This window comes from Escherichia sp. AM3, assembly GCF_032029835.1.
Taxonomy (GTDB): Bacteria; Pseudomonadota; Gammaproteobacteria; order Enterobacterales; family Enterobacteriaceae; genus Escherichia; species Escherichia coli.
This window is the reverse complement of the sequence record NZ_JAVUPQ010000001.1, coordinates 69,080-94,648: the sequence shown is the minus strand read 5'-3', so window position 1 is coordinate 94,648 and position 25,569 is coordinate 69,080. Positions and strand designations below refer to the sequence as shown.

The 25,569-nt window shown below is 48.9% G+C and carries 21 protein-coding genes, 1 other RNA gene and 2 pseudogenes; 14 read left to right on the top strand and 10 right to left on the bottom strand.

Going from position 1 to position 25,569, the window contains the following annotated elements; translation table 11 throughout:
• Window position 1: 1 nt before the first annotated feature.
• From agaE to kbaZ, 4 genes and pseudogenes are all read right to left on the bottom strand, one after another.
• Window positions 2-879 (bottom strand): annotated as a pseudogene (gene agaE / locus RTW80_RS00445) (PTS N-acetylgalactosamine transporter subunit IID).
• On the bottom strand, window positions 869-1,648 hold the full coding sequence (gene agaW, locus RTW80_RS00440) for a PTS N-acetylgalactosamine transporter subunit IIC (protein ID WP_000406214.1): 780 nt from the start codon (window positions 1,646-1,648) through the stop codon (window positions 869-871). The pseudogene agaE and the gene agaW overlap by 11 nt, the downstream one beginning before the upstream one ends.
• A 10-nt stretch (window positions 1,649-1,658) precedes the next feature.
• The gene (agaV, locus tag RTW80_RS00435) at window positions 1,659-2,132 is read right to left on the bottom strand and encodes a PTS N-acetylgalactosamine transporter subunit IIB (RefSeq protein ID WP_001295547.1); all 474 of its coding nucleotides are present in this window, start codon (window positions 2,130-2,132) and stop codon (window positions 1,659-1,661) included.
• A gap of 22 nt (window positions 2,133-2,154) precedes the next feature.
• Window positions 2,155-3,435 carry a tagatose-bisphosphate aldolase subunit KbaZ gene (gene kbaZ, locus RTW80_RS00430; RefSeq protein WP_000681905.1) on the bottom strand — a complete coding sequence of 427 codons (1,281 nt, stop codon included), beginning with the start codon at window positions 3,433-3,435 and terminating at the stop codon, window positions 2,155-2,157.
• Between the two features lie 248 nt (window positions 3,436-3,683).
• On the opposite strand from kbaZ, the gene agaR reads away from it, so the two are divergent.
• Window positions 3,684-4,493 (top strand): aga operon transcriptional regulator AgaR, encoded by an 810-nt coding sequence (gene agaR, locus RTW80_RS00425; RefSeq protein ID WP_000072187.1) that lies wholly within the window; start codon window positions 3,684-3,686, stop codon window positions 4,491-4,493.
• 54 nt (window positions 4,494-4,547) lie between these two features.
• Here the strand turns inward: agaR and yhaV are convergent, their stop codons facing one another.
• From yhaV to garD, 3 genes are all read right to left on the bottom strand, one after another.
• On the bottom strand, window positions 4,548-5,012 hold the full coding sequence (gene yhaV, locus RTW80_RS00420) for a type II toxin-antitoxin system ribonuclease toxin YhaV (protein WP_000347251.1): 465 nt from the start codon (window positions 5,010-5,012) through the stop codon (window positions 4,548-4,550).
• Window positions 5,012-5,347, bottom strand: coding sequence for a type II toxin-antitoxin system antitoxin PrlF (gene prlF, locus RTW80_RS00415; protein ID WP_001307405.1), 336 nt, complete (start codon window positions 5,345-5,347; stop codon window positions 5,012-5,014). Before prlF ends, yhaV begins: the two co-directional genes overlap by 1 nt.
• A 148-nt stretch (window positions 5,348-5,495) precedes the next feature.
• On the bottom strand, window positions 5,496-7,067 hold the full coding sequence (garD, locus tag RTW80_RS00410; protein WP_001273753.1) for a galactarate dehydratase: 1,572 nt from the start codon (window positions 7,065-7,067) through the stop codon (window positions 5,496-5,498).
• A 374-nt stretch (window positions 7,068-7,441) separates the two neighbouring features.
• On the opposite strand from garD, the gene garP reads away from it, so the two are divergent.
• The 5 genes from garP to rnpB all read left to right on the top strand — a co-directional run bounded on the left by garP (window position 7,442) and on the right by rnpB (window position 12,133).
• Entirely contained in the window at window positions 7,442-8,776 is a 1,335-nt protein-coding gene (garP, locus tag RTW80_RS00405) for a galactarate/glucarate/glycerate transporter GarP (RefSeq protein WP_124063959.1), read from the top strand.
• 15 nt (window positions 8,777-8,791) lie between these two features.
• Window positions 8,792-9,562, top strand: a complete 771-nt coding sequence (gene garL, locus RTW80_RS00400) for a 2-dehydro-3-deoxyglucarate aldolase (protein ID WP_001058209.1) — start codon at window positions 8,792-8,794, stop codon at window positions 9,560-9,562.
• Window positions 9,563-9,591: 29 nt separating this feature from the next.
• Window positions 9,592-10,482: a 2-hydroxy-3-oxopropionate reductase gene (gene garR / locus RTW80_RS00395; protein ID WP_209150147.1), complete on the top strand. Its 891-nt coding sequence runs from the start codon at window positions 9,592-9,594 to the stop codon at window positions 10,480-10,482.
• 96 nt (window positions 10,483-10,578) lie between these two features.
• Window positions 10,579-11,724, top strand: coding sequence for a glycerate 2-kinase (garK, locus tag RTW80_RS00390; RefSeq protein ID WP_001300387.1), 1,146 nt, complete (start codon window positions 10,579-10,581; stop codon window positions 11,722-11,724).
• A 32-nt stretch (window positions 11,725-11,756) separates the two neighbouring features.
• Window positions 11,757-12,133: RNase P RNA component class A (gene rnpB, locus RTW80_RS00385), an RNA gene on the top strand.
• Between the two features lie 507 nt (window positions 12,134-12,640).
• Here rnpB and RTW80_RS00380 read toward each other — a convergent pair.
• The 3 genes and pseudogenes from RTW80_RS00380 to tdcR all read right to left on the bottom strand — a co-directional run bounded on the left by RTW80_RS00380 (window position 12,641) and on the right by tdcR (window position 14,865).
• Window positions 12,641-13,830, bottom strand: a pseudogene (locus RTW80_RS00380) (YhaC family protein).
• 21 nt (window positions 13,831-13,851) lie between these two features.
• Entirely contained in the window at window positions 13,852-14,391 is a 540-nt protein-coding gene (gene yhaB / locus RTW80_RS00375) for a protein YhaB (protein WP_000675733.1), read from the bottom strand.
• A gap of 255 nt (window positions 14,392-14,646) precedes the next feature.
• Window positions 14,647-14,865: a transcriptional activator TdcR gene (gene tdcR / locus RTW80_RS00370; protein ID WP_001301311.1), complete on the bottom strand. Its 219-nt coding sequence runs from the start codon at window positions 14,863-14,865 to the stop codon at window positions 14,647-14,649.
• Window positions 14,866-15,179: 314 nt separating this feature from the next.
• On the opposite strand from tdcR, the gene tdcA reads away from it, so the two are divergent.
• The 8 genes from tdcA to RTW80_RS00330 all read left to right on the top strand — a co-directional run bounded on the left by tdcA (window position 15,180) and on the right by RTW80_RS00330 (window position 25,566).
• Window positions 15,180-16,118 (top strand): transcriptional regulator TdcA, encoded by a 939-nt coding sequence (tdcA, locus tag RTW80_RS00365; RefSeq protein ID WP_000104211.1) that lies wholly within the window; start codon window positions 15,180-15,182, stop codon window positions 16,116-16,118.
• A gap of 98 nt (window positions 16,119-16,216) precedes the next feature.
• Window positions 16,217-17,206 carry a bifunctional threonine ammonia-lyase/L-serine ammonia-lyase TdcB gene (gene tdcB, locus RTW80_RS00360; protein WP_000548347.1) on the top strand — a complete coding sequence of 330 codons (990 nt, stop codon included), beginning with the start codon at window positions 16,217-16,219 and terminating at the stop codon, window positions 17,204-17,206.
• Window positions 17,207-17,227: 21 nt separating this feature from the next.
• On the top strand, window positions 17,228-18,559 hold the full coding sequence (gene tdcC / locus RTW80_RS00355) for a threonine/serine transporter TdcC (RefSeq protein WP_000107723.1): 1,332 nt from the start codon (window positions 17,228-17,230) through the stop codon (window positions 18,557-18,559).
• A gap of 25 nt (window positions 18,560-18,584) precedes the next feature.
• Window positions 18,585-19,793, top strand: a complete 1,209-nt coding sequence (gene tdcD, locus RTW80_RS00350; protein ID WP_001295545.1) for a propionate kinase — start codon at window positions 18,585-18,587, stop codon at window positions 19,791-19,793.
• A 33-nt stretch (window positions 19,794-19,826) separates the two neighbouring features.
• Window positions 19,827-22,121 (top strand): 2-ketobutyrate formate-lyase/pyruvate formate-lyase, encoded by a 2,295-nt coding sequence (gene tdcE, locus RTW80_RS00345; protein WP_000861734.1) that lies wholly within the window; start codon window positions 19,827-19,829, stop codon window positions 22,119-22,121.
• A 13-nt stretch (window positions 22,122-22,134) separates the two neighbouring features.
• On the top strand, window positions 22,135-22,524 hold the full coding sequence (locus RTW80_RS00340) for an enamine/imine deaminase (RefSeq protein WP_000719990.1): 390 nt from the start codon (window positions 22,135-22,137) through the stop codon (window positions 22,522-22,524).
• A gap of 71 nt (window positions 22,525-22,595) precedes the next feature.
• Entirely contained in the window at window positions 22,596-23,960 is a 1,365-nt protein-coding gene (tdcG, locus tag RTW80_RS00335; protein WP_000622126.1) for an L-serine ammonia-lyase, read from the top strand.
• A gap of 274 nt (window positions 23,961-24,234) precedes the next feature.
• On the top strand, window positions 24,235-25,566 hold the full coding sequence (locus RTW80_RS00330; RefSeq protein WP_000401598.1) for an amino acid permease: 1,332 nt from the start codon (window positions 24,235-24,237) through the stop codon (window positions 25,564-25,566).
• Window positions 25,567-25,569: the final 3 nt, after the last annotated feature.

Here is a 25,569-nt window from a genome sequence, read left to right as displayed (position 1 = left end):
TTTAAAGGAAATGGCAGAATTTACCGACGATGCCGAGAACCACGGTAACTGCAATCAGACGCAGCGGACTCCAGCCGCGGCGTACCAACCAAAACATGGTCAGGGTGTAGACCAACGGTAAGAAGGCCGGCATCAGTTTGTCGATAACATCAGCCTGTAACTTAACCACTGCGTCGCCCGCCGTGATTTCCAGCGTGGTGCTTAAACGAACATAGGTTGCCACCAGCGCACCGATTACCGTCATCCCAACGATAGACGCAGCATGGCCGACTTTTTTGGTATTCGCTTTAATCAGTGGAATCGCCGCCACGCCCATGCGGTAAGCATAATGCGCAGACCAAAACGCAGCCCCAGGTGTACCACGTTGAACAGCACAATAAAGACGACTGCGCCAAGAATGGAGCCTTGCAATGCCAGACTGGCTCCAATCCCGCCACAAATCGGCAGTAGCGTTAGCCAGAACATTGCATCGCCAATCCCGCCGAGCGGCGCACCGACGGCAATTTTGGTGCTCTGAATACTGTTAACGTCCTGCTTAGAACGCTCCATCGCAAGGATAATGCCGATAACAAATGTCACCAGAAACGGATGGGTATTGAAGAAACCCATATGCCCCTTCATGGCGCGCGCCAGGTCGCGTTTATTAGTGTGGATCTTTTTCAGAGCAGGCAGCAGACCGTACAACCAGCCAGAAGCCTGCATACGTTCGTAGTTAAAAGACGCTTGTAACAGCATGGAACGCCAGGCGACGCGGTTGATATCTTTTTTCGTCAGCTCCGCGCCAATGCTCTGATCTTCATACACGTTTTCATTGACGCCAGTCAGCAATGTTTCTTCGTTTTCACTGACGTTCGGCAGGGTGGTTTGATTAGATGCCATCTTCAAATTCCTCTTTCTGTGCCGCAGGTTGAGTCGGTTCAGGAGATTTACGCAGCAGGTCGATCAGCGCCATCGCCAGCGCAGCGGCAGCAATAGCCAGCACCGGTAACTTGAGCCAGGCTGCGGCAACAAAGCCCAGGATGAAGTAGGGGATGTAGACGTTTTTCATCATGATTTTCAGCAGCACGGCAAAACCGATTGCTGGCATGATGCCGCCCGCGACGCCGAGGCCGTCGATTAATCGTTGCGGCAGGACATCAATGATGGTTTTTGCATGTTCCGCGCCGAAGTAGATAGGCAGGAAAGCGCAGAGAAAATAGAAAGTGCCGAGTGCCAGCAGTGCCAGATAGTTCACGCGTTCAATGCCGCGAGTATCGGCGTTCTCCGCCATCCGGTCGCAGCGAGACATCACGCCGGACATCACCGAGAACAGGAAGGTAATCCCCATCTGTACTGCGACAGCGAAAGGTACGGCGACACCGACTGCGACATCGGGTTTCACGCCAGTAGTAATGGCAAACGCCGTGCCGACGATAGTACCGATAATCACGTTAGGCGGCTGTGCGCCCGCCAGCGGGGCCAGCCCCATCCACACCAGTTCCAGCGTACCGCCGGTTAAAATTCCGGTATGCAGATCGCCAAGTACCAGCCCGACCAACGGGCCGAGGACCACCGGGCGGTGCATATGTGTTAGGCCGTTAAACATATCCAGGCCAGCGATAAAGGCGATAATGCCCAACGCAAATGCCTGCAACAGGCTGATTTCCATGATGAATCCCTCAAAGTAATTTAAAGAGGTCCACAGCAGGCTCTGTCGGGACGCCCTGAACGAAGCATTCCACCCCAGCGGCTTTCAGGTCGTTAAATGCTGCGATATCGCCCGCATCCACAGAAACCGTTTTGGCGATTTGTTGTTTGCCATTGGCGTAGTGCATATTGCCAACGTTAATGCGATTCACCGGAACGCCACCTTTCACCAGCGTCAGGAAATCGGCGGGTGTTTTACAAACCAGCAGGATTTTCTGTCGATCGGCGGCGCGATGAATGTTGTCGATAACTTTTTGCAGCGTCCAGAAACGTACGGCGATCCCTTCTGCCAGTACCATTTCCATCAGGTTTTGTTGTACCGGATCTTCGGCAACCTCATCGTTGGCTACCAGCACCAGATTTGCCCCCGCAAATCCGACCCATTGAACGCCGACCTGACCGTGAATCAAGCGTTCATCAATCCGGCTTAAAACAATATTTGGCATAGCGTGTTCCTCTTTGTTTTGCTTATTGGCCTTCACAGGCTGTGTGGTACTGCGCCAGGATGTCCTGAATATGGTTGATAATGAGTTCCCGTGGCGTTGGCTGCAGCTCGCCGGAGCGAACTTTCACGTACTGCAGCGGCAGATACTGGCTGATCAGCGGCAGCGGAATTGGTGAATCCGCCAGATTACGTACCAGATGAGCGAAAGCGTCATCAATCTGGCTGTCCGGCCAGTAATAGCGCACGCGATCCGAGTAGCTATAACCACGCGCCAGACGACGCGCGTTGCCGTCACCGTGGTAGTGGCTTTGCCAGTATTCCGGGCGGTCGAGCATCACGTCTTCCAGCACCTGACGCAGACCAGAACAGACTTTCGCTGGCACCAGTTCTTCTTCAATCGCCGCCAGAGAGAACAGAGCTTCACGCAGGGCGAAGGTCAGCGCTGGGCCAACTTTCAGAATGGCAAAGTGGTCAATCACCAGCTGGCGCAGCGATTGCGGCGTTTGATAATCGGTAGAGTGCGCTTCGAAAATCAGCGTTTCGTAGTTTTCGACCATCTGGCTTAAGGCGCTCGCTTTAGCGGGCTGATAATCAATAACGTTGGTGTGATCGAATTCGACGCCGGGTTGAACCACCAGGGCAATGATGCGTGGCCAGATGGCATTCAAACCTTGCTTTTCAAAGGCGTGACGATGGGCTTCCAGCGTGGCGCGGGCGGCATCCGGCGTGGTGACCGCCAGCTCGCTTAAGGTTTCATGCGCGCCGCCAGGTACCGGCACTTCGGTACCAATGACATACTCCAGATCGGCTTCGCCAAAGTGTTCAAGACAGGTTTCTTCCGCCACTTTCGCCAGACGGGCGGCGCGTTCAGCCACGATGTCATCAGTTAAGGGAATTGGATCGTCCTGACAGGACATGCTGCAATCAAGGTGGATTTTTTTGAATCCTGCCGCAACGTAGCTTTTAATCAAATCATCGGCATTGGCCATTGCCTGAGCGGCTGGCAGGTTTTGCCAGCGGTTTGGCCCCAGATGGTCACCACCCAGAATCAACGCATCCTGCGGGAAATTCAACGAGTCGGCGAGCTGACAAACAAAGCCGCGAAAATCGGCGGGCGTCATTCCGGTATAACCGCCGAACTGGTCTACCTGATTGGAGGTTGCTTCAATCAGTAACGGCGTTTGGTTTGCACTGGCGTAGCGGATTGCAGCTTCCAGCACCAGCGGATGTGCGGAACAAACGGCATAAATTGCATTTGTTTTGCCCGCTTTGTGCTGTCTCACCATTTCTGTTAGATGTTTCACTTTCCTCTCCAGTTCAGATTACTGCGATATTAATCTTTCGTTTTGTTTCAGTTGATACTGCGTCATGGTGAGATAAAAATAAAACGAAAGACAATAGTTTTCTGATCTGATTCACAAAAGAAACATAATGAAAGTTACTGAAACGAGAGTAGCTTGCGTCAATGGGCAAGGTGGGCTTGCATTTGCTTAATAGAAAGGCGTTAATAGGCAAAACGAAATGAAACGAAAGTTTTACGAAAGGACTTACTATGAGTAATACCGACGCTTCAGGTGAGAAGCGAGTGACAGGCACCAGCGAGCGACGAGAACAGATCATTCAGCGTCTGCGACAGCAAGGGAGTGTGCAGGTTAACGATCTGTCGGCATTGTATGGCGTATCTACCGTGACGATCCGCAACGATCTGGCGTTTCTGGAAAAGCAGGGGATCGCTGTGCGTGCCTATGGTGGCGCGTTGATCTGCGATAGCACGACGCCGTCAGTCGAGCCATCAGTGGAAGATAAAAGCGCACTGAACACCGCGATGAAACGCAGCGTTGCGAAAGCTGCCGTTGAGTTGATTCAGCCAGGTCATCGGGTGATCCTCGATTCCGGGACCACCACTTTTGAGATTGCTCGTCTGATGCGCAAGCACACTGACGTAATTGCGATGACCAACGGTATGAACGTGGCTAATGCTTTGCTGGAAGCGGAAGGCGTTGAGCTGCTGATGACCGGCGGGCATTTGCGCCGTCAGTCGCAATCTTTTTACGGCGATCAGGCTGAACAATCGCTGCAAAATTACCACTTCGATATGCTGTTTCTTGGTGTAGATGCGATCGATCTGGAGCGCGGCGTCAGCACGCATAATGAAGATGAAGCCCGTTTAAACCGCCGGATGTGCGAAGTTGCGGAACGGATCATCGTAGTCACCGATTCCAGTAAGTTCAATCGTTCCAGTTTACATAAGATCATTGATACTCAACGTATCGACATGATCATTGTTGATGAAGGCATTCCTGCGGATAGTCTGGAAGGACTGCGAAAGGCTGGGGTTGAAGTGATTCTGGTCGGGGAGTGAGAAAGGGTGCCCGCTGGTCAACACGAATACGTTCGGCGGGCATTGTGAACACCATCAATGGTTTTCTTCTGTCTCTTGGGTGAGGCTTTCCCAGTCGGCAGGAGGATGTCCTCTTTTTAACATTTTACTGAATACGGTATAGGCATCTGTTTTTTTACCGTAGGTGCGCAGCGTGTTTTCATCGTTCATCCATCCCAGAATGATGACTTTCTCTTTTTCACTGTAACGAAAGAAGAGACGATAGCGACCAGCACCAAATTTTACCCGTGACCAGTCTTTATTTTTCCCAGAGCCTAACGACTTGCCATGACGGAATGCCGGTGATGATGGATTGACCGTGATATGCTCCTCAATCACTTTATGGACCACCGCCAATAACTTTGTGGCAGCTTTTCTCTGATAATTTTCAGGATCTTTTCCCTTTAATGCCTCGACTTCGGCAACTAAAGCATCGTAGGTTTCCTGAAAACAGGGATGAGCATATAGCGCCCAACCATTAACCCTTTGTGGAAAATCCATTATTCGTCGTCGCCAATCTCATCATCAATGTTGACGTCCATGCCAGCGACAAGTTTCTTTCCTTGTTGAATGTTGAATGGACGAGTTTTTTGCGGGTTGTTCTGGATATCTGCATCCAGAAAACGCAAAAATGCATTCATAGTATGATCCTCCTGTTCATCTCCCAGTCGGCACATAAAGACTTGCCCACCAGGCAGAATTTCGTAATGAATGCTGTCCTGGCCTGGCTTCAGTTTTAAGGCCTCACGCACTGGCGCGGGGATAGTTGTTTGTCCGCGTATCGTGACCTTTGATTCAGTGGTCAGTACAGCGTGAGAGCGAGCATTAGCGGGCATGATTCACTGTCCTTTTACAGCCTGTTTTCTGCTCAAATTATAAGCTTGAACTAAGGTAATGCAAATGCATTATTAATGGACGTGGGGGCTTTAAACAATAAAAACATGGCACTAAGGCCATGTTTTGCGAGGGACGTTCCAAAAGAAATCAGGTCACCGGTGCCGGGTTAAACACCGCCAGCTGGTTATGCAGCCCCCATTGATCCGAGAAGGTTTTCTTCTTCCCGCTGGCGACGTCGAGAATAAAGTGGAACAACTTCCAGCCCACCTCTTCAATAGTTTCTTCGCCGGTAGCGATGGTGCCCGCATTAATATCCATTAAATCAAACCAGCGGTTCGCCAGCTCGGTGCGGGTTGCCATTTTAATGACGGGTACCGCCATCAGGCCGTACGGCGTACCACGACCGGTCGTAAACACTTGCACTGTGATACCCGAAGCCACCTGTTGCGTGCCACAGACAAAATCGCTGGCTGGCGTCGCGGCGTAAATTAATCCGCGTTTAGTCGGGCGTTGACCGGGCGACAGCACTTCAACAATTGCGCTTTTACCCGATTTAGCAATGGAGCCGAGTGCCTTCTCTACCACGTTTGCCAGACCGCCTTTCTTGTTGCCCGGCGAAGGGTTGGCGCTGCGGTCGGTTTTTCCCATATTGAGATAGTTATCGTACCACTCCATCTCCTCCAGCAGCCGTTTGCCGACCTCTTCGTTCACTGCGCGTGGTGTCAGCAGATGGATCGCGTCACGCACTTCCGTTACTTCTGAAAACATCACCGTTGCGCCGCAGCGCACCAGTAGATCAGACGCATAGCCAACCGCCGGGTTTGCCGTTACACCAGAAAACGCATCGCTGCCACCGCACTGCATACCAACGACCAGTTCTGAAGCCGGGCAGGTTTCTCGCTGCCGTTGATTCAGTTTTTGTAGATGGCGTTCGGCGATCTGCAAAATATCCTCGACCATGGACTGAAAACCGACATGCTTTTCATCCTGCAAACTGACAATGCTGGCGCTTTCTACTGGAATAGCTTGCACATCATCCGTTCCAGTCAGCAGGCGCTCAGGCTGCAACTTTTCACAACCCAGGCCAATCACCATTACTTCGCCGCCAAAGTTAGGATTCAGCGAAATATTGTGAATGGTACGGATAGGTACAACTGCCGCCGGTGCGTTAATCGCCACGCCACAACCGTACAAATGATTCAGCCCCACCACGCCATCGACGTTCGGGTATTTCGGTAGCAGATCGCGTTCAATGATTTTTACTACATAGTCCACCACGCCTGCCACACAGTGGACGCTGGTGGTGATACCGAGCAGGTTTTTGGTGCCCACGCTGCCATCGGCATTGCGATAGCCCTCAAAGGTGTATCCTTCCAGCGGCGGTAAGGGTTCCGGGACTTTGGTTGCCAGTGGCAGCGTGTGTAACGGCGGCGCTTCCGGTAGTACAACCATTGATTCGTCGATCCAGCTTCCGCGTGGGATTGCACGCACGGCGTAACCAATCACTTCGCCATAACGAATAATTTCACCATTAGCCGGAATGTCCAGCAATGCGACTTTATGCCCCTGGGGAATATGTTCAATTAATTCCAGCCCATCCGGAAAACGCGTTCCTGCTTTCAGGCCATTATCATTAACAATAATTGCCACATTATCTGTGTCGTGAACTTTTATATAAAACGCAGTTGGCGTTTCTTGTCTGATTTCGATGTTGGCCATTGTGCAATATTCTCCAGCCAGGGGTTATTAAAATGAGGACCTGGTCTCATTTAAAAATAAATGACTTCATTGGGTGAAATAAGAATGTCAGGAGTTTAAACGCAGAAATGTGATCAATGTCAATCATTTCAGGGATTGCAGTGCCGCCCGGTAAGGTAAAGCGCAAATCTGTGCTTTAGCGCGCAACCTTATGTGCATATGCTCAAAATAATATTTAAATAGTATTAATTAAATTAGCATTTGCACAATGATTATTATTCTCGCGCTGCTTATACTAATTCCCGAGTTCATTGTCGTTACGGCATAAATGAAACTCATAAATAACACCTTCCCCATAATAATAAAAATCAGCATAAGTACCCGAGGTAAATAAAATGATTCTGGACACCGTTGACGAAAAAAAGAAAGGCGTGCATACCCGCTATTTAATATTACTGATTATTTTTATTGTTACCGCCGTTAACTACGCCGAGCGTGCAACGCTGTCTATTGCTGGTACCGAAGTGGCAAAAGAGTTGCAGTTAAGTGCGGTTTCGATGGGTTACATCTTCTCCGCTTTTGGCTGGGCCTACTTGCTGATGCAAATCCCCGGCGGCTGGCTGCTTGATAAGTTTGGCTCGAAAAAAGTTTACACCTACAGCCTCTTTTTCTGGTCGCTATTCACCTTCCTGCAAGGCTTTGTTGATATGTTCCCGCTGGCCTGGGCAGGGATCTCCATGTTCTTTATGCGCTTTATGCTCGGCTTCTCGGAAGCGCCATCATTCCCGGCGAACGCCCGAATTGTCGCCGCCTGGTTCCCGACGAAAGAACGTGGTACTGCCTCCGCCATCTTTAACTCGGCGCAATATTTCTCGCTGGCGCTCTTTTCGCCGCTGCTTGGCTGGCTGACTTTCGCCTGGGGCTGGGAGCACGTCTTTACCGTTATGGGGGTGATTGGTTTTGTGCTGACGGCGCTGTGGATCAAGTTGATTCATAACCCGACAGATCACCCACGTATGTCTGCGGAAGAGCTGAAGTTTATCTCTGAAAATGGCGCGGTGGTCGATATGGACCACAAAAAGCCGGGCAGTGCGGCAGCAAGCGGACCCAAACTGCATTACATCAAGCAATTGCTCTCTAACCGCATGATGCTGGGCGTATTTTTCGGACAATATTTTATCAACACCATCACCTGGTTCTTCCTCACCTGGTTCCCGATTTATCTGGTGCAGGAAAAAGGCATGTCGATTCTGAAAGTGGGTCTGGTCGCCTCGATTCCAGCACTGTGTGGTTTTGCGGGCGGCGTGCTGGGAGGTGTCTTCTCGGATTATCTGATCAAACGCGGTTTATCCCTGACCCTGGCACGTAAGCTACCGATTGTGCTGGGAATGTTGCTGGCTTCCACCATCATCTTATGTAACTACACCAACAACACCACGCTGGTGGTCATGCTGATGGCGCTGGCTTTCTTTGGCAAAGGATTTGGTGCGCTGGGCTGGCCGGTGATTTCTGACACCGCGCCGAAAGAGATTGTTGGCCTCTGCGGCGGCGTCTTTAACGTCTTTGGCAATGTTGCCTCCATTGTCACTCCACTGGTGATTGGCTACCTGGTAAGTGAACTGCACTCCTTCAATGCAGCACTGGTTTTCGTGGGATGTTCAGCGCTGATGGCGATGGTCTGCTACCTCTTCGTAGTTGGCGACATTAAACGTATGGAATTGCAGAAATAAGCAAAGGTATAAGCGATGAATAACGATGTTTTCCCGAATAAATTCAAAGCCGCACTGGCTGCGAAACAGGTACAAATTGGTTGCTGGTCAGCACTCTCTAACCCGATTAGCACTGAAGTTCTTGGTTTGGCTGGGTTTGACTGGCTGGTGCTGGATGGCGAACATGCGCCAAACGATATCTCCACGTTTATTCCGCAGTTAATGGCCTTGAAAGGCAGCGCCAGCGCGCCAGTAGTGCGAGTGCCGACCAACGAGCCGGTAATTATTAAGCGTCTTCTGGATATCGGTTTCTATAACTTCCTGATTCCTTTTGTAGAAACAAAAGAGGAAGCAGAGCTGGCGGTGGCATCAACCCGTTACCCACCGGAAGGCATTCGCGGCGTCTCCGTTTCTCACCGCGCCAATATGTTTGGCACCGTGGCGGATTATTTCGCTCAGTCGAACAAGAACATCACTATTCTGGTCCAGATAGAAAGTCAGCAGGGCGTAGATAACGTCGATGCCATTGCCGCTACCGAAGGCGTAGACGGCATCTTCGTCGGCCCCAGCGATCTGGCCGCGGCATTAGGCCATCTCGGCAATGCATCACACCCGGATGTACAAAAAGCAATTCAGCACATTTTTAACCGTGCCAGCGCGCACGGCAAACCCAGCGGTATCCTCGCGCCGGTCGAAGCCGATGCGCGTCGTTATCTGGAATGGGGCGCGACGTTTGTGGCTGTCGGCAGCGATCTCGGCGTCTTCCGCTCTGCCACTCAGAAACTGGCTGATACCTTTAAAAAATAACCACCACCGCAACAAGAGAGATGATTGATATGACTATGAAAGTTGGTTTTATTGGCCTGGGGATTATGGGTAAACCAATGAGTAAAAACCTTCTGAAAGCAGGTTACTCGCTGGTGGTTGCTGACCGTAACCCAGAAGCTATTGCTGACGTGATTGCTGCAGGTGCAGAAACAGCGTCTACGGCTAAAGCGATCGCTGAACAGTGCGACGTCATCATAACCATGCTGCCAAACTCCCCTCATGTGAAAGAGGTGGCGCTGGGTGAGAATGGCATTATTGAAGGCGCGAAGCCAGGTACGGTATTGATCGATATGAGTTCTATCGCACCGCTGGCAAGCCGTGAAATCAGCGAAGCGCTGAAAGCGAAAGGCATTGATATGCTGGATGCTCCGGTGAGCGGCGGTGAACCGAAAGCCATCGACGGTACGCTGTCAGTGATGGTGGGCGGCGACAAGGCTATTTTCGACAAATACTATGATTTGATGAAAGCGATGGCGGGTTCCGTGGTGCATACCGGGGAAATCGGTGCAGGTAACGTCACCAAACTGGCAAATCAGGTCATTGTGGCGCTGAATATTGCCGCGATGTCAGAAGCGTTAACGCTGGCAACTAAAGCGGGCGTTAACCCGGACCTGGTTTATCAGGCAATTCGCGGTGGACTGGCGGGCAGTACCGTGCTGGATGCCAAAGCGCCGATGGTGATGGACCGCAACTTCAAGCCGGGCTTCCGTATTGATCTGCATATTAAGGATCTGGCGAATGCGCTGGATACTTCTCACGGCGTCGGCGCACAACTGCCGCTCACAGCTGCGGTTATAGAGATGATGCAGGCACTGCGAGCAGATGGTTTAGGAACGGCGGATCATAGCGCCCTGGCGTGCTACTACGAAAAACTGGCGAAAGTCGAAGTTACTCGTTAATGACGTCGTGCCCGGATGGCGTATTGCAATCCGGGCCTGGAATCCAGGCCGAATAAGAGAAACGCCCTCCGGCGTCATGTGGTAACAGGCATAGGTATGAAAATCGTAATCGCCCCAGACTCTTATAAAGAAAGTTTATCTGCCAGCGAGGTTGCGCAGGCGATAGAAAAAGGATTTCGGGAAATTTTTCCTGATGCACAGTACGTTTCTGTTCCGGTTGCCGACGGTGGCGAAGGAACGGTGGAAGCGATGATTGCAGCCACCCAGGGGGCTGAACGTCACGCCTGGGTTACAGGGCCGCTGGGCGAGAAAGTGAATGCCAGTTGGGGGATCTCCGGCGATGGCAAAACCGCGTTTATTGAAATGGCGGCGGCCAGTGGGCTGGAGCTGGTACCTGCGGAAAAACGCGATCCACTCGTGACCACTTCACGCGGCACAGGCGAGTTAATCCTGCAGGCGCTGGAGAGCGGTGCGACAAACATTATTATCGGCATTGGCGGCAGCGCTACAAATGATGGCGGCGCAGGCATGGTACAGGCGCTGGGGGCGAAATTATGCGACGCCAACGGCAATGAAATTGGTTTTGGCGGCGGTAGTCTTAATACTCTGAATGATATTGATATTTCCGGCCTCGATCCGCGCTTAAAAGATTGCGTCATTCGCGTCGCTTGTGATGTCACCAATCCGCTGGTGGGCGATAACGGCGCATCGCGCATCTTTGGCCCACAAAAGGGAGCCAGTGAAGCGATGATTGTTGAGCTGGACAATAACCTCTCTCACTATGCCGAGGTCATTAAAAAAGCGCTGCATGTTGATGTGAAAGATGTCCCCGGTGCAGGAGCTGCGGGTGGTATGGGCGCGGCGCTAATGGCGTTTCTTGGTGCGGAACTGAAAAGTGGTATTGAAATCGTCACTACGGCGCTGAATCTGGAGGAACATATTCACGATTGTACGCTGGTGATCACCGGTGAAGGGCGTATTGACAGCCAGAGTATTCACGGGAAGGTACCGATTGGTGTCGCAAACGTGGCGAAGAAGTACCATAAACCGGTGATTGGCATTGCGGGTAGCCTGACCGATGATGTTGGCGTTGTACATCAGCATGGCATTGATGCGGTCTTCAGCGTATTGACCAGCATAGGTACGTTGGACGAAGCATTCCGCGGGGCTTATGACAATATCTGCCGTGCTTCACGTAATATCGCCGCGACACTGGCGATTGGAATGCGCAACGCGGGGTGACAAGGGCGCGCAAACCCTCTATACTGCGCGCCGAAGCTGACCAGACAGTCGCCGCTTCGTCGTCGTCCTCTTCGGGGGAGACGGGCGGAGGGGAGGAAAGTCCGGGCTCCATAGGGCAGGGTGCCAGGTAACGCCTGGGGGGGAAACCCACGACCAGTGCAACAGAGAGCAAACCGCCGATGGCCCGCGCAAGCGGGATCAGGTAAGGGTGAAAGGGTGCGGTAAGAGCGCACCGCGCGGCTGGTAACAGTCCGTGGCACGGTAAACTCCACCCGGAGCAAGGCCAAATAGGGGTTCATAAGGTACGGCCCGTACTGAACCCGGGTAGGCTGCTTGAGCCAGTGAGCGATTGCTGGCCTAGATGAATGACTGTCCACGACAGAACCCGGCTTATCGGTCAGTTTCACCTGATTTACGTAAAAACCCGCTTCGGCGGGTTTTTGCTTTTGGAGGGGCAGAAAGATGAATGACTGTCCACGACACTATACCCAAAAGAAAGCGGCTTATCGGTCAGTTTCACCTGATTTAACGAAAACCCGCCAGCGTAAACCGGCGGGTTTTTGCTTTGGGAGGGGCAGAAAGATGAATGACTGTCCACGACGCTATACCCAAAAGAAAGCGGCTTATCGGTCAGTTTCACCTGATGTACGTAATAAACCGTTCCGGCGGGTTTCAGATTGTTGAGTGCGCTTTATTCATGCCGGATGCGGCGTGAACGCCTTATCCTGCCTACAAAAGCACGCAAATTCAATATATTGCAGAGATGGCGTAGGCCTGATAAGCGTAGCGCATCAGGCATTTTTGCGGTTGCCATCAGTTTCAAACCCGCATCGATAAGTTTTTGCTTTTGGTGCACAGGGTAAGAAGCATGAATATTTACGGTATTAATAATAGACTTTGTAAGAAGTTATTAAGTCTATATTGCATTTAAAAGGTCGTAATCATACGTATAGTCCTCTCTGGTAAAATATAGTTCCTCTGAGTTATATGCTTCATGTGTGTTATATTTTTTCGACCTCAAAGTAATTGTCAGAAGAATTATCGTCTTTCTCGATACCATTATCTGAAAGTAACTCTTCTGAGCTAGAGTCTTCTATGTTTAAATCCATAGTATAATTAATTTGGGGAATGACCAGATAAGCATTTTCTTTGATATTTTCATAATCTTCAATGATTATGTCGATATAATCATGTATTTTTTTCTGATGAGAAATCTATCATCTCTGGTAATTTAATTCTGTTCAAGCAATTGTTGATTTTCGATGAGCTTTTATATATTTCTTTTGTTAATTCATTTTCTAATTTATCTGTAAGAGTTGCTCTTGGTATAGATTTTATAATTGCAAATCTCATAATTTTTAATTGTTCTTCGGTAATGTCTCCAGGCTCATTCAAACAACTTTCGACAAACTTGATTTTTTCTTCAGAATACATATCGCTAATGCTTATTAAAACAGGTGTTATTTTTAGTAAATAATCCCAGGAGATTGTGGCGTTTTGTGTTGAACTAACAAAATTAACCTGAAACATGTTGGCATTAGTAAAATTTGTTGAATTCAATTTAAAAGGATTTAAAATAGTATTAGCCATATGTTTATCTGTGAAATCATAATAATCTAAATCGACATTACGTAAGTCCAGAGAGGATAGATCAACGATATCTCCAGTCCCACAACTAAAAATTACGTTTAACCTCCTGATTTAATTGTAAATATCTTTTAATGGGCAATTAATATTGATATTACCTGTGGATATTTCCTGGTTTTTTAACGGTTCATTAATGGTAAGTTCACAAGTATTGTCCGATCGTTGAATAATTTGGGCGTTATAACCTAAAAAATCCAGACGAAGAGACGAGACATTATAAAGAATTACATTTTGTAAGTACGCTAATTCTTTTTGAAAATCACCAGTGATAATGCATTTTCCACCAGGTTGTAACGTGTTAAGTAAAGTGACCATTTCAATAGAGGTCTGTTTTAGTTTTTCTATACCTGGTGCTAGTGCTTCGAGGTTATTTCCTGTTGGGCTTTCAGGAAGGTCATTCATTTTTCGACGGACTAAATCACTACTAATATCATTACCAATTGATGAAACAGGGAACATTATTTTATCCTTTATAAATAATCAATAAAAATCATTATTAAAATGATCGGGTGAAAAAAAGAGAATTTGCCAACAATCTGAAGTAATGCTGGTTTTATTAAAGTGCACAAGGGGTGTTAAGATGGCTTCTTTTCGGGTGAATTTTGCACAATACTTAGAAATTGTCTCCTTAATACATTCCAGCTCTTTTTTATTGACGGCTGAGCAAGTACATTGTTCACCAAAAGGTGCAAAAGTGCCTACATCTAATGTTTGTATGATATAATCATCATGTTCTCCTGTAGAAATATCTATAATGAATGGACTCATATTTTCCGGTTGGATTCGGATCATGACAGAAGGAACATCGCCATGATAGAAATTCAATGCAGTTATTGCAGATAATACTCTCCGCAGTTCATTACTTATACTGTAAATTTTATTAACGTCATTGGTGGAGACAATTTCTGCAAACTTTCTTTTTACCGTCCAATAATCAATATTTCTATTGTGATTGTTAACCACTGCGTGCATTGGCGGGATTGAAGGGTGAAAAATATGCGCAATTGGGAAGCCTTTCATTGATGCCTGCCTTGTCATCATGACAAACAATAATAGATGCTTATTTTCCTCGCAGGGTTCTTTCGCACTATCAAAAAACGCTCATTTACCCGGCGTTACAGTAAACGAAGCAACATTCTGTGGCCTACGCCGATCAAAAGCTCTGTGAAAATTTCCCTTGTTGTCTTTGTCTGACCTTATCGCGGCGATCAGCAATTATTCGTTTTGTGATCCTCAACACAAAATGCTATTCGTCGCCTATGAGGGGAGAAGAATTTATGGAAAACGATTGCATTCACAAAATGACGTCCTGTCAGAAGAGAAAAAGTTGACGTTAATCAATTGTTCGAGATGATCAATACATGTATTCGAAATTTTAAAATATTGATAAAATAAATGTTTGTTCTCCAACAAATAGCGTGAAAAAATGTGACATGCCGCATTATTTATCACTGAAAATGGTTTATTTATAATAAAATTTGAGAACTTGCTCATTAAATTTAACTCAAATTTTGCCTGGTAATTATCCGGTAATTGCTTGAAATATGGTCTCAGCCCCTTTTTTGTATTAACCACATAACGAATGATGTTATCGCCATAAAATATGGTTATCCCCGTCATTTTTTTTGACAAAAATCAGGGTTTATGCTGATTTTTATACTTTAACTTGTTGATATTTAAAGGTATTTAATTGTAATAACGATACTCTGGAAAGTATTGAAAGTTAATTTGTGAGTGGTCGCACATATCCTGTTCATTTCATTTTGATACACTTCATGCCGTCAATGAGGTAATTAACGTAGGTCGTTATGAGCACTATTCTTCTTCCGAAAACGCAGCACCTGGTAGTCTTTCAGGAAGTCATTAGAAGTGGTTCTATCGGCTCGGCTGCAAAAGAATTAGGGTTAACTCAACCGGCCGTCAGTAAAATCATTAACGATATTGAAGATTATTTTGGTGTGGAATTAGTGGTGCGGAAAAATACCGGTGTAACATTAACACCTGCCGGTCAATTGTTACTCTCCCGTTCCGAATCCATTACCCGTGAAATGAAAAATATGGTTAATGAGATAAGCGGTATGTCTTCTGAGGCGGTGGTGGAAGTCTCATTTGGTTTTCCTTCATTGATTGGTTTTACTTTTATGTCAGGGATGATCAACAAGTTCAAAGAGGTGTTCCCGAAAGCGCAGGTTTCTATGTATGAAGCGCAACTGTCTTCGTTCTTACCGGCAATCCGCGACGGTCGACTGGATTTTGCGATTGGTACGTTAAGTGCAGAAATGAAGCTTCAGGATTTACATGTTGAGCCGCTGTTCGAGTCCGAGTTTGTGCTGGTAGCCAGTAAGTCCCGAACATGCACCGGCACCACCACGCTGGAGTCGTTGAAGAACGAACAGTGGGTGTTGCCACAAACTAATATGGGGTACTACAGCGAACTGCTTACTACGTTACAAAGAAATGGCATCAGTATTGAAAACATCGTTAAAACCGACTCAGTCGTGACAATTTATAATCTTGTTCTCAATGCTGATTTCTTAACTGTAATTCCTTGTGATATGACGTCACCTTTTGGTTCTAATCAATTTATTACTATTCCGGTTGAAGAAACATTACCTGTGGCACAATATGCCGCGGTATGGTCGAAAAATTATCGTATTAAAAAAGCAGCATCGGTTTTGGTGGAATTAGCCAAAGAGTATTCATCTTATAATGGGTGTAGACGAAGGCAATTAATAGAAGTTGGTTAGTTATTTGTTTTTATTTAAACATAAATAATCCACCTGTCTGTCTTGCAGGTGTCGGTTACGGTTACCTACATATTTAATTCAGGCGAAGAGGTTTTATAATGCATATTACATACGATCTGCCGGTTGCTATTGATGACATTATTGAAGCGAAACAACGACTGGCTGGGCGAATTTATAAAACAGGCATGCCTCGCTCCAACTATTTTAGTGAACGTTGCAAAGGTGAAATATTCCTGAAGTTTGAAAATATGCAGCGTACGGGTTCATTTAAAATTCGTGGCGCATTTAATAAATTAAGTTCACTGACCGATGCGGAAAAACGCAAAGGCGTGGTGGCCTGTTCTGCGGGCAACCATGCGCAAGGGGTTTCCCTCTCCTGCGCGATGCTGGGTATCGACGGTAAAGTGGTGATGCCAAAAGGTGCGCCAAAATCCAAAGTAGCGGCAACGTGCGACTACTCCGCAGAAGTCGTTCTGCATGGTGATAACTTCAACGACACTATCGCTAAAGTGAGCGAAATTGTCGAAATGGAAGGCCGTATTTTTATTCCACCTTACGATGATCCGAAAGTGATTGCTGGCCAGGGAACGATTGGTCTGGAAATTATGGAAGATCTCTATGATGTCGATAACGTGATTGTGCCAATTGGTGGTGGCGGTTTAATTGCTGGTATTGCGGTGGCAATTAAATCTATTAACCCGACCATTCGTGTTATTGGCGTACAGTCTGAAAACGTTCACGGCATGGCGGCTTCTTTCCACTCCGGAGAAATAACCACGCACCGAACTACCGGCACCCTGGCGGATGGTTGTGATGTCTCCCGCCCGGGTAATTTAACTTACGAAATCGTTCGTGAATTAGTCGATGACATCGTGCTGGTCAGCGAAGACGAAATCAGAAACAGTATGATTGCCTTAATTCAGCGCAATAAAGTCGTCACCGAAGGCGCAGGCGCTCTGGCATGTGCTGCATTATTAAGCGGTAAATTAGACCAATATATTCAAAACAGAAAAACCGTCAGTATTATTTCCGGCGGCAATATCGATCTTTCTCGCGTCTCTCAAATCACCGGTTTCGTTGACGCTTAATTAATTCGTTGAGGATAGGATATGAGTACTTCAGATAGCATTGTATCCAGCCAGACAAAACAATCGTCCTGGCGTAAATCAGATACCACATGGACGTTAGGCTTGTTTGGTACGGCAATCGGCGCCGGGGTGCTGTTCTTCCCTATCCGCGCAGGTTTTGGCGGACTGATCCCGATTCTTCTGATGTTGGTATTGGCATACCCCATCGCGTTTTATTGCCACCGGGCGCTGGCGCGTCTGTGTCTTTCTGGCTCTAACCCTTCCGGCAACATTACGGAAACGGTGGAAGAGCATTTTGGTAAAACTGGCGGCGTGGTTATCACGTTCCTGTACTTCTTCGCGATTTGCCCACTGCTGTGGATTTATGGCGTTACTATTACCAATACCTTTATGACGTTCTGGGAAAACCAGCTCGGCTTTGCACCGCTGAATCGCGGCTTTGTGGCGCTGTTCCTGTTGCTGCTGATGGCTTTCGTCATCTGGTTTGGTAAGGATCTGATGGTTAAAGTGATGAGCTACCTGGTATGGCCGTTTATCGCCAGCCTGGTGCTGATTTCTTTGTCGCTGATCCCTTACTGGAACTCTGCAGTTATCGACCAGGTTGACCTCGGTTCGCTGTCGTTAACCGGTCATGACGGTATCCTGATCACTGTCTGGCTGGGGATTTCCATCATGGTTTTCTCCTTTAACTTCTCGCCAATCGTCTCTTCCTTCGTGGTTTCTAAGCGTGAAGAGTATGAGAAAGACTTCGGTCGCGACTTCACCGAACGTAAATGTTCCCAAATCATTTCTCGTGCCAGCATGCTGATGGTTGCAGTGGTGATGTTCTTTGCCTTTAGCTGCCTGTTTACTCTGTCTCCGGCCAACATGGCGGAAGCCAAAGCGCAGAATATTCCAGTGCTTTCTTATCTGGCTAACCACTTTGCGTCCATGACCGGTACCAAAACAACGTTCGCGATTACACTGGAATATGCGGCTTCCATCATCGCACTCGTGGCTATCTTCAAATCTTTCTTCGGTCACTATCTGGGAACGCTGGAAGGTCTGAATGGCCTGGTCCTGAAGTTTGGTTATAAAGGCGACAAAACTAAAGTGTCGCTGGGTAAACTGAACACTATCAGCATGATCTTCATCATGGGCTCCACCTGGGTTGTTGCCTACGCCAACCCGAACATCCTTGACCTGATTGAAGCCATGGGCGCACCGATTATCGCATCCCTGCTGTGCCTGTTGCCGATGTATGCCATCCGTAAAGCGCCGTCTCTGGCGAAATACCGTGGTCGTCTGGATAACGTGTTTGTTACCGTGATTGGTCTGCTGACCATCCTGAACATCGTATACAAACTGTTTTAATCCGTAACTCAGGATGAGAAAAGAGATGAATGAATTTCCGGTTGTTTTGGTTATTAACTGTGGTTCGTCTTCGATTAAGTTTTCCGTGCTCGATGCCAGCGACTGTGAAGTATTAATGTCAGGTATTGCCGACGGTATTAACTCGGAAAATGCATTCTTATCCGTAAATGGGGGAGAGCCAGCACCGCTGGCTCACCACAGCTACGAAGGTGCATTGAAGGCAATTGCATTTGAACTGGAAAAACGGAATTTAAATGACAGTGTGGCCTTAATTGGCCACCGCATCGCTCACGGCGGCAGTATTTTTACCGAGTCCGCCATTATTACCGATGAAGTCATTGATAATATCCGTCGCGTTTCTCCACTGGCACCCCTGCATAATTACGCCAATTTAAGTGGTATTGAATCGGCGCAGCAATTATTTCCGGGCGTAACTCAGGTGGCGGTATTTGATACCAGTTTCCACCAGACGATGGCTCCGGAAGCTTATTTATACGGCCTGCCGTGGAAATATTATGAAGAGTTAGGTGTACGCCGTTATGGTTTCCACGGCACGTCGCACCGCTATGTTTCCCAGCGCGCACATTCGCTGCTGAATCTGGCGGAAGATGACTCCGGCCTGGTTGTGGCGCATCTTGGCAATGGCGCGTCAATCTGCGCGGTTCGCAACGGTCAGAGTGTTGATACCTCAATGGGAATGACGCCGCTGGAAGGCTTGATGATGGGTACCCGCAGTGGCGATGTCGACTTTGGTGCGATGTCCTGGGTCGCCAGCCAAACCAACCAGAGCCTGGGTGACCTGGAACGCGTAGTGAATAAAGAGTCGGGATTATTAGGTATTTCCGGTCTTTCTTCGGATTTACGTGTTCTGGAAAAAGCCTGGCATGAAGGTCACGAACGCGCGCAACTGGCAATTAAAACCTTTGTTCACCGAATTGCCCGTCATATTGCCGGACACGCAGCTTCATTACGTCGCCTGGATGGAATTATATTCACCGGCGGAATAGGAGAGAATTCAAGCTTAATTCGTCGTCTGGTCATGGAACATTTGGCTGTATTAGGCTTAGAGATTGATACAGAAATGAATAATCGCTCTAACTCCTGTGGTGAGCGAATTGTTTCCAGTGAAAATGCGCGTGTCATTTGTGCCGTTATTCCGACTAACGAAGAAAAAATGATTGCTTTGGATGCCATTCATTTAGGCAAAGTTAACGCGCCCGCAGAATTTGCATAATTTAGTTGAAGTATTGTAGAGAGATTATTTTTCATGAAGGTAGATATTGATACCAGCGATAAGCTGTACGCCGACGCATGGCTTGGCTTTAAAGGTACGGACTGGAAAAACGAAATTAATGTCCGCGATTTTATTCAACATAACTATACACCGTATGAAGGCGATGAATCTTTCCTCGCCGAAGCGACGCCTGCCACCACGGAATTGTGGGAAAAAGTAATGGAAGGCATCCGTATCGAAAATGCAACCCACGCGCCGGTTGATTTCGATACCAATATTGCCACCACAATTACCGCTCATGATGCGGGATATATTAACCAGCCGCTGGAAAAAATTGTTGGCCTGCAAACGGATGCGCCGTTGAAACGTGCGCTACACCCGTTCGGTGGCATTAATATGATTAAAAGTTCATTCCACGCCTATGGCCGAGAAATGGACAGTGAATTTGAATATCTGTTTACCGATCTGCGTAAAACCCATAACCAGGGCGTATTTGATGTTTACTCACCGGATATGCTGCGCTGCCGTAAATCTGGCGTGCTGACCGGTTTACCAGATGGCTATGGCCGTGGGCGCATTATCGGTGACTATCGCCGCGTAGCGCTGTATGGCATCAGTTATCTGGTACGTGAACGCGAACTGCAATTTGCCGATCTCCAGTCTCGTCTGGAAAAAGGCGAGGATCTGGAAGCCACCATCCGTCTGCGTGAGGAGCTGGCAGAGCATCGTCATGCGCTGTTGCAGATTCAGGAAATGGCGGCGAAATATGGCTTTGATATCTCTCGCCCGGCGCAGAATGCGCAGGAAGCGGTGCAGTGGCTCTACTTCGCTTATCTGGCGGCAGTGAAATCGCAAAATGGCGGCGCGATGTCGCTGGGCCGCACGGCATCGTTCCTCGATATCTACATTGAGCGCGACTTTAAAGCTGGCGTACTCAATGAGCAGCAGGCACAGGAACTGATCGATCACTTCATCATGAAGATCCGTATGGTACGCTTCCTGCGTACACCGGAATTTGATTCGCTGTTCTCCGGCGACCCAATCTGGGCGACGGAAGTGATCGGCGGGATGGGGCTGGACGGTCGTACGCTGGTGACCAAAAACTCCTTCCGCTATTTGCACACCCTGCACACTATGGGGCCGGCACCGGAACCTAACCTGACCATTCTTTGGTCGGAAGAATTACCGATTGCCTTCAAAAAATATGCCGCGCAGGTGTCGATCGTCACCTCTTCCTTGCAGTATGAAAATGACGATCTGATGCGTACTGACTTCAACAGCGACGATTACGCGATTGCCTGCTGCGTCAGCCCAATGGTGATTGGTAAGCAAATGCAGTTCTTTGGTGCACGCGCTAACCTGGCGAAAACGCTGCTCTACGCAATTAACGGCGGGGTGGACGAGAAGCTGAAGATTCAGGTCGGGCCGAAAACAGCACCGCTGATGGACGACGTGCTGGATTACGACAAAGTGATGGACAGCCTCGATCACTTCATGGACTGGCTGGCGGTGCAGTACATCAGCGCGCTGAATATCATTCACTACATGCACGACAAGTACAGCTACGAAGCTTCGCTGATGGCGCTGCACGATCGTGATGTCTATCGCACTATGGCATGCGGCATCGCGGGCCTGTCGGTGGCGACGGACTCCCTGTCTGCCATCAAATATGCCCGCGTGAAACCAATCCGTGACGAAAACGGCCTGGCGGTGGACTTTGAAATCGACGGTGAATATCCGCAGTACGGCAACAACGACGAGCGCGTAGACAGCATTGCCTGCGACCTGGTTGAACGCTTTATGAAGAAAATTAAAGCGCTGCCAACCTATCGCAACGCCGTCCCTACCCAGTCGATTCTGACTATCACTTCTAACGTGGTGTACGGCCAGAAAACCGGTAATACGCCGGACGGTCGTCGCGCCGGAACACCGTTCGCGCCGGGCGCTAACCCGATGCATGGTCGTGACCGCAAAGGTGCCGTGGCCTCATTGACGTCGGTGGCGAAACTGCCGTTCACCTACGCCAAAGATGGGATCTCGTACACCTTCTCAATCGTTCCTGCGGCGCTGGGCAAAGAAGATCCAGTACGTAAAACCAACCTTGTCGGCCTGCTGGATGGGTATTTCCACCACGAAGCGGATGTCGAAGGCGGTCAACACCTCAACGTCAACGTAATGAATCGGGAAATGCTGCTGGATGCCATCGAGCACCCGGAAAAATATCCTAACCTGACAATCCGTGTCTCTGGCTACGCCGTGCGCTTCAACGCACTGACCCGTGAACAGCAACAGGATGTTATTTCACGTACCTTTACCCAGGCGCTCTGACGCCGGAGGATGTATGAAAAAGATTATCGAAACGCAACGTGCCCCAGGCGCAATCGGCCCTTATGTTCAGGGCGTTGATTTAGGCAGCATGGTCTTCACCTCCGGGCAAATACCGGTTTGCCCACAGACCGGTGAGATCCCGGCTGATGTGCAAGATCAGGCGCGTTTAAGCCTCGAAAACGTCAAAGCGATCGTGGTTGCTGCCGGGCTGAGCGTGGGCGATATCATCAAGATGACCGTGTTTATCACCGATCTGAATGATTTTGCCACCATCAACGAAGTCTATAAGCAGTTCTTCGATGAGCATCAGGCGACCTATCCGACCCGGAGCTGTGTGCAGGTCGCGCGTTTGCCGAAAGATGTGAAGCTGGAAATTGAAGCCATCGCAGTACGTAGTGCGTAAAGCCTCGTGAGCGGGACGGTCGTAAGGTCGTTCCGCTCCACTTCACTGAACGGCAATCCGAGGGTGTGGATATGATTAGTGCATTCGATATTTTCAAAATTGGGATTGGTCCCTCCAGTTCGCATACCGTGGGGCCAATGAATGCCGGAAAAAGTTTTATTGATCGGCTGGAAAGTAGCGGCTTATTAACCGCGACGAGCCATATTGTGGTCGATCTGTACGGGTCGTTGTCACTGACGGGCAAAGGCCATGCCACGGATGTCGCCATCATCATGGGACTGGCAGGAAACAGTCCGCAGGATGTTGTCATTGATGAGATCCCTGCATTTATAGAGTTAGTAACGCGCAGCGGGCGGCTGCCAGTGGCATCTGGTGCGCATATTGTTGATTTTCCTGTAGCAAAGAACATTATCTTCCATCCCGAAATGTTGCCTCGCCATGAGAACGGAATGCGGATCACTGCCTGGAAGGGACAGGAAGAGCTATTAAGTAAAACCTATTACTCTGTCGGCGGCGGGTTTATTGTCGAAGAAGAACACTTCGGCCTGTCGCACGATGTCGAAACGTCCGTACCTTACGATTTCCACTCAGCAGGTGAACTGCTGAAAATGTGTGATTACAACGGCCTGTCTATATCTGGTCTGATGATGCACAACGAGCTAGCGCTGCGCAGCAAAGCGGAAATTGACGCCGGTTTTGCCCGTATCTGGCAAGTGATGCATGACGGTATTGAACGTGGGATGAACACTGAAGGCGTGCTGCCTGGTCCGCTCAATGTGCCGCGCCGTGCCGTAGCGCTGCGTCGTCAGCTGGTTTCCAGCGATAACATCTCTAACGATCCGATGAATGTCATCGACTGGATCAACATGTACGCGCTGGCGGTTAGTGAAGAAAACGCAGCTGGCGGGCGCGTGGTAACGGCACCGACTAACGGTGCGTGCGGCATTATTCCGGCAGTACTGGCTTATTACGATAAGTTCCGTCGTCCGGTAAACGAGCGGTCAATTGCCCGCTATTTTCTGGCCGCGGGGGCTATTGGCGCGCTGTATAAAATGAACGCCTCCATCTCTGGCGCGGAAGTCGGCTGTCAGGGGGAGATTGGCGTGGCCTGTTCAATGGCGGCGGCAGGGTTAACTGAACTACTGGGCGGCAGTCCGGCGCAGGTATGCAATGCGGCGGAAATCGCGATGGAGCATAACCTTGGGCTGACCTGCGATCCGGTTGCCGGACAGGTACAAATCCCGTGCATTGAACGTAATGCCATTAATGCCGTGAAAGCAGTAAACGCCGCGCGGATGGCGATGCGCCGCACCTCGGCACCGCGTGTTTCACTCGATAAAGTGATCGAGACGATGTATGAAACCGGCAAAGATATGAACGATAAATACCGCGAAACATCACGCGGAGGACTGGCCATTAAAGTGGTCTGCGGCTGACATTGCTGTCAGCTTTCATCCTTGGGTGCACAAATGTGCACCTTTTTTTTGTGATCTGCCGCAAATAGAGAATGAATATTCTCTTGCGATTAATTTAGTAGAAAATTCTTATCCATCTCCGTTATTTCAAAGTCTTGATTGTGAAGATTTTCTCTGACCTCGCGCGTATCATTTCTTTATTCTAATAACTCGCCTGCAAAAACGTAGACCGCATATCGCCTTGATGCGGCTCGGAAAAAAATAATAAGCCCTACAAAATTTTGAGCGAGAAATTATGGAAATTGCATCGAATAAAGGCGTCATTGCAGACGCTTCGACCCCGGCGGGTCGTGCTGGAATGAGTGAGAGCGAGTGGCGAGAAGCGATCAAATTCGACAGTACTGACACCGGCTGGGTGATTATGAGTATCGGGATGGCGATTGGCGCGGGGATTGTTTTTCTCCCGGTGCAGGTCGGTTTGATGGGATTGTGGGTATTTTTGCTCTCATCGGTGATTGGTTACCCGGCAATGTATCTGTTTCAGCGGTTGTTTATTAATACGCTGGCAGAATCACCAGAATGTAAAGATTACCCGAGTGTCATTAGCGGTTATTTAGGTAAAAACTGGGGCATCCTGTTAGGTGCGCTCTATTTCGTAATGCTGGTGATTTGGATGTTCGTCTATTCCACCGCCATCACCAACGATAGTGCTTCCTATCTGCATACCTTCGGCGTGACGGAAGGGTTGCTGTCAGACAGTCCCTTTTATGGTCTGGTACTGATTTGCATTCTGGTGGCGATCTCTTCACGCGGCGAGAAATTGTTATTCAAAATTTCGACCGGCATGGTGCTGACCAAGCTGCTGGTGGTCGCGGCGCTGGGCGTGTCGATGGTGGGAATGTGGCATCTGTATAACGTCGGTTCGCTACCGCCGCTGGGGCTGCTGGTGAAAAACGCCATTATTACGCTGCCGTTTACCCTGACGTCGATTCTGTTTATCCAGACGTTAAGCCCGATGGTGATCTCTTATCGCTCGCGGGAAAAATCAATTGAAGTGGCGCGGCATAAAGCATTGCGGGCAATGAATATCGCGTTTGGCATTTTGTTTGTCACCGTCTTTTTCTACGCCGTGTCGTTCACGCTGGCGATGGGACATGACGAAGCGGTAAAAGCCTACGAGCAGAATATTTCCGCGCTGGCGATTGCCGCACAGTTTATTAGCGGTGACGGCGCAGCGTGGGTGAAAGTGGTCAGCGTCATTCTCAATATCTTTGCTGTCATGACTGCATTCTTTGGCGTCTATTTAGGCTTTCGCGAAGCAACGCAAGGGATCGTAATGAACATCCTGCGTCGCAAGATGCCTGCCGAGAAGATTAACGAAAATCTTGTTCAGCGCGGCATCATGATTTTCGCCATTTTGCTGGCCTGGAGCGCCATCGTACTGAACGCACCGGTGTTGAGCTTCACCTCTATCTGTAGCCCGATTTTCGGCATGGTAGGGTGCCTGATCCCGGCGTGGCTGGTTTACAAAGTACCGGCATTGCACAAATACAAAGGGATGTCTCTGTACCTGATTATCGTCACTGGTTTGTTGCTTTGTGTTTCTCCGTTCCTGGCATTTTCTTGATTT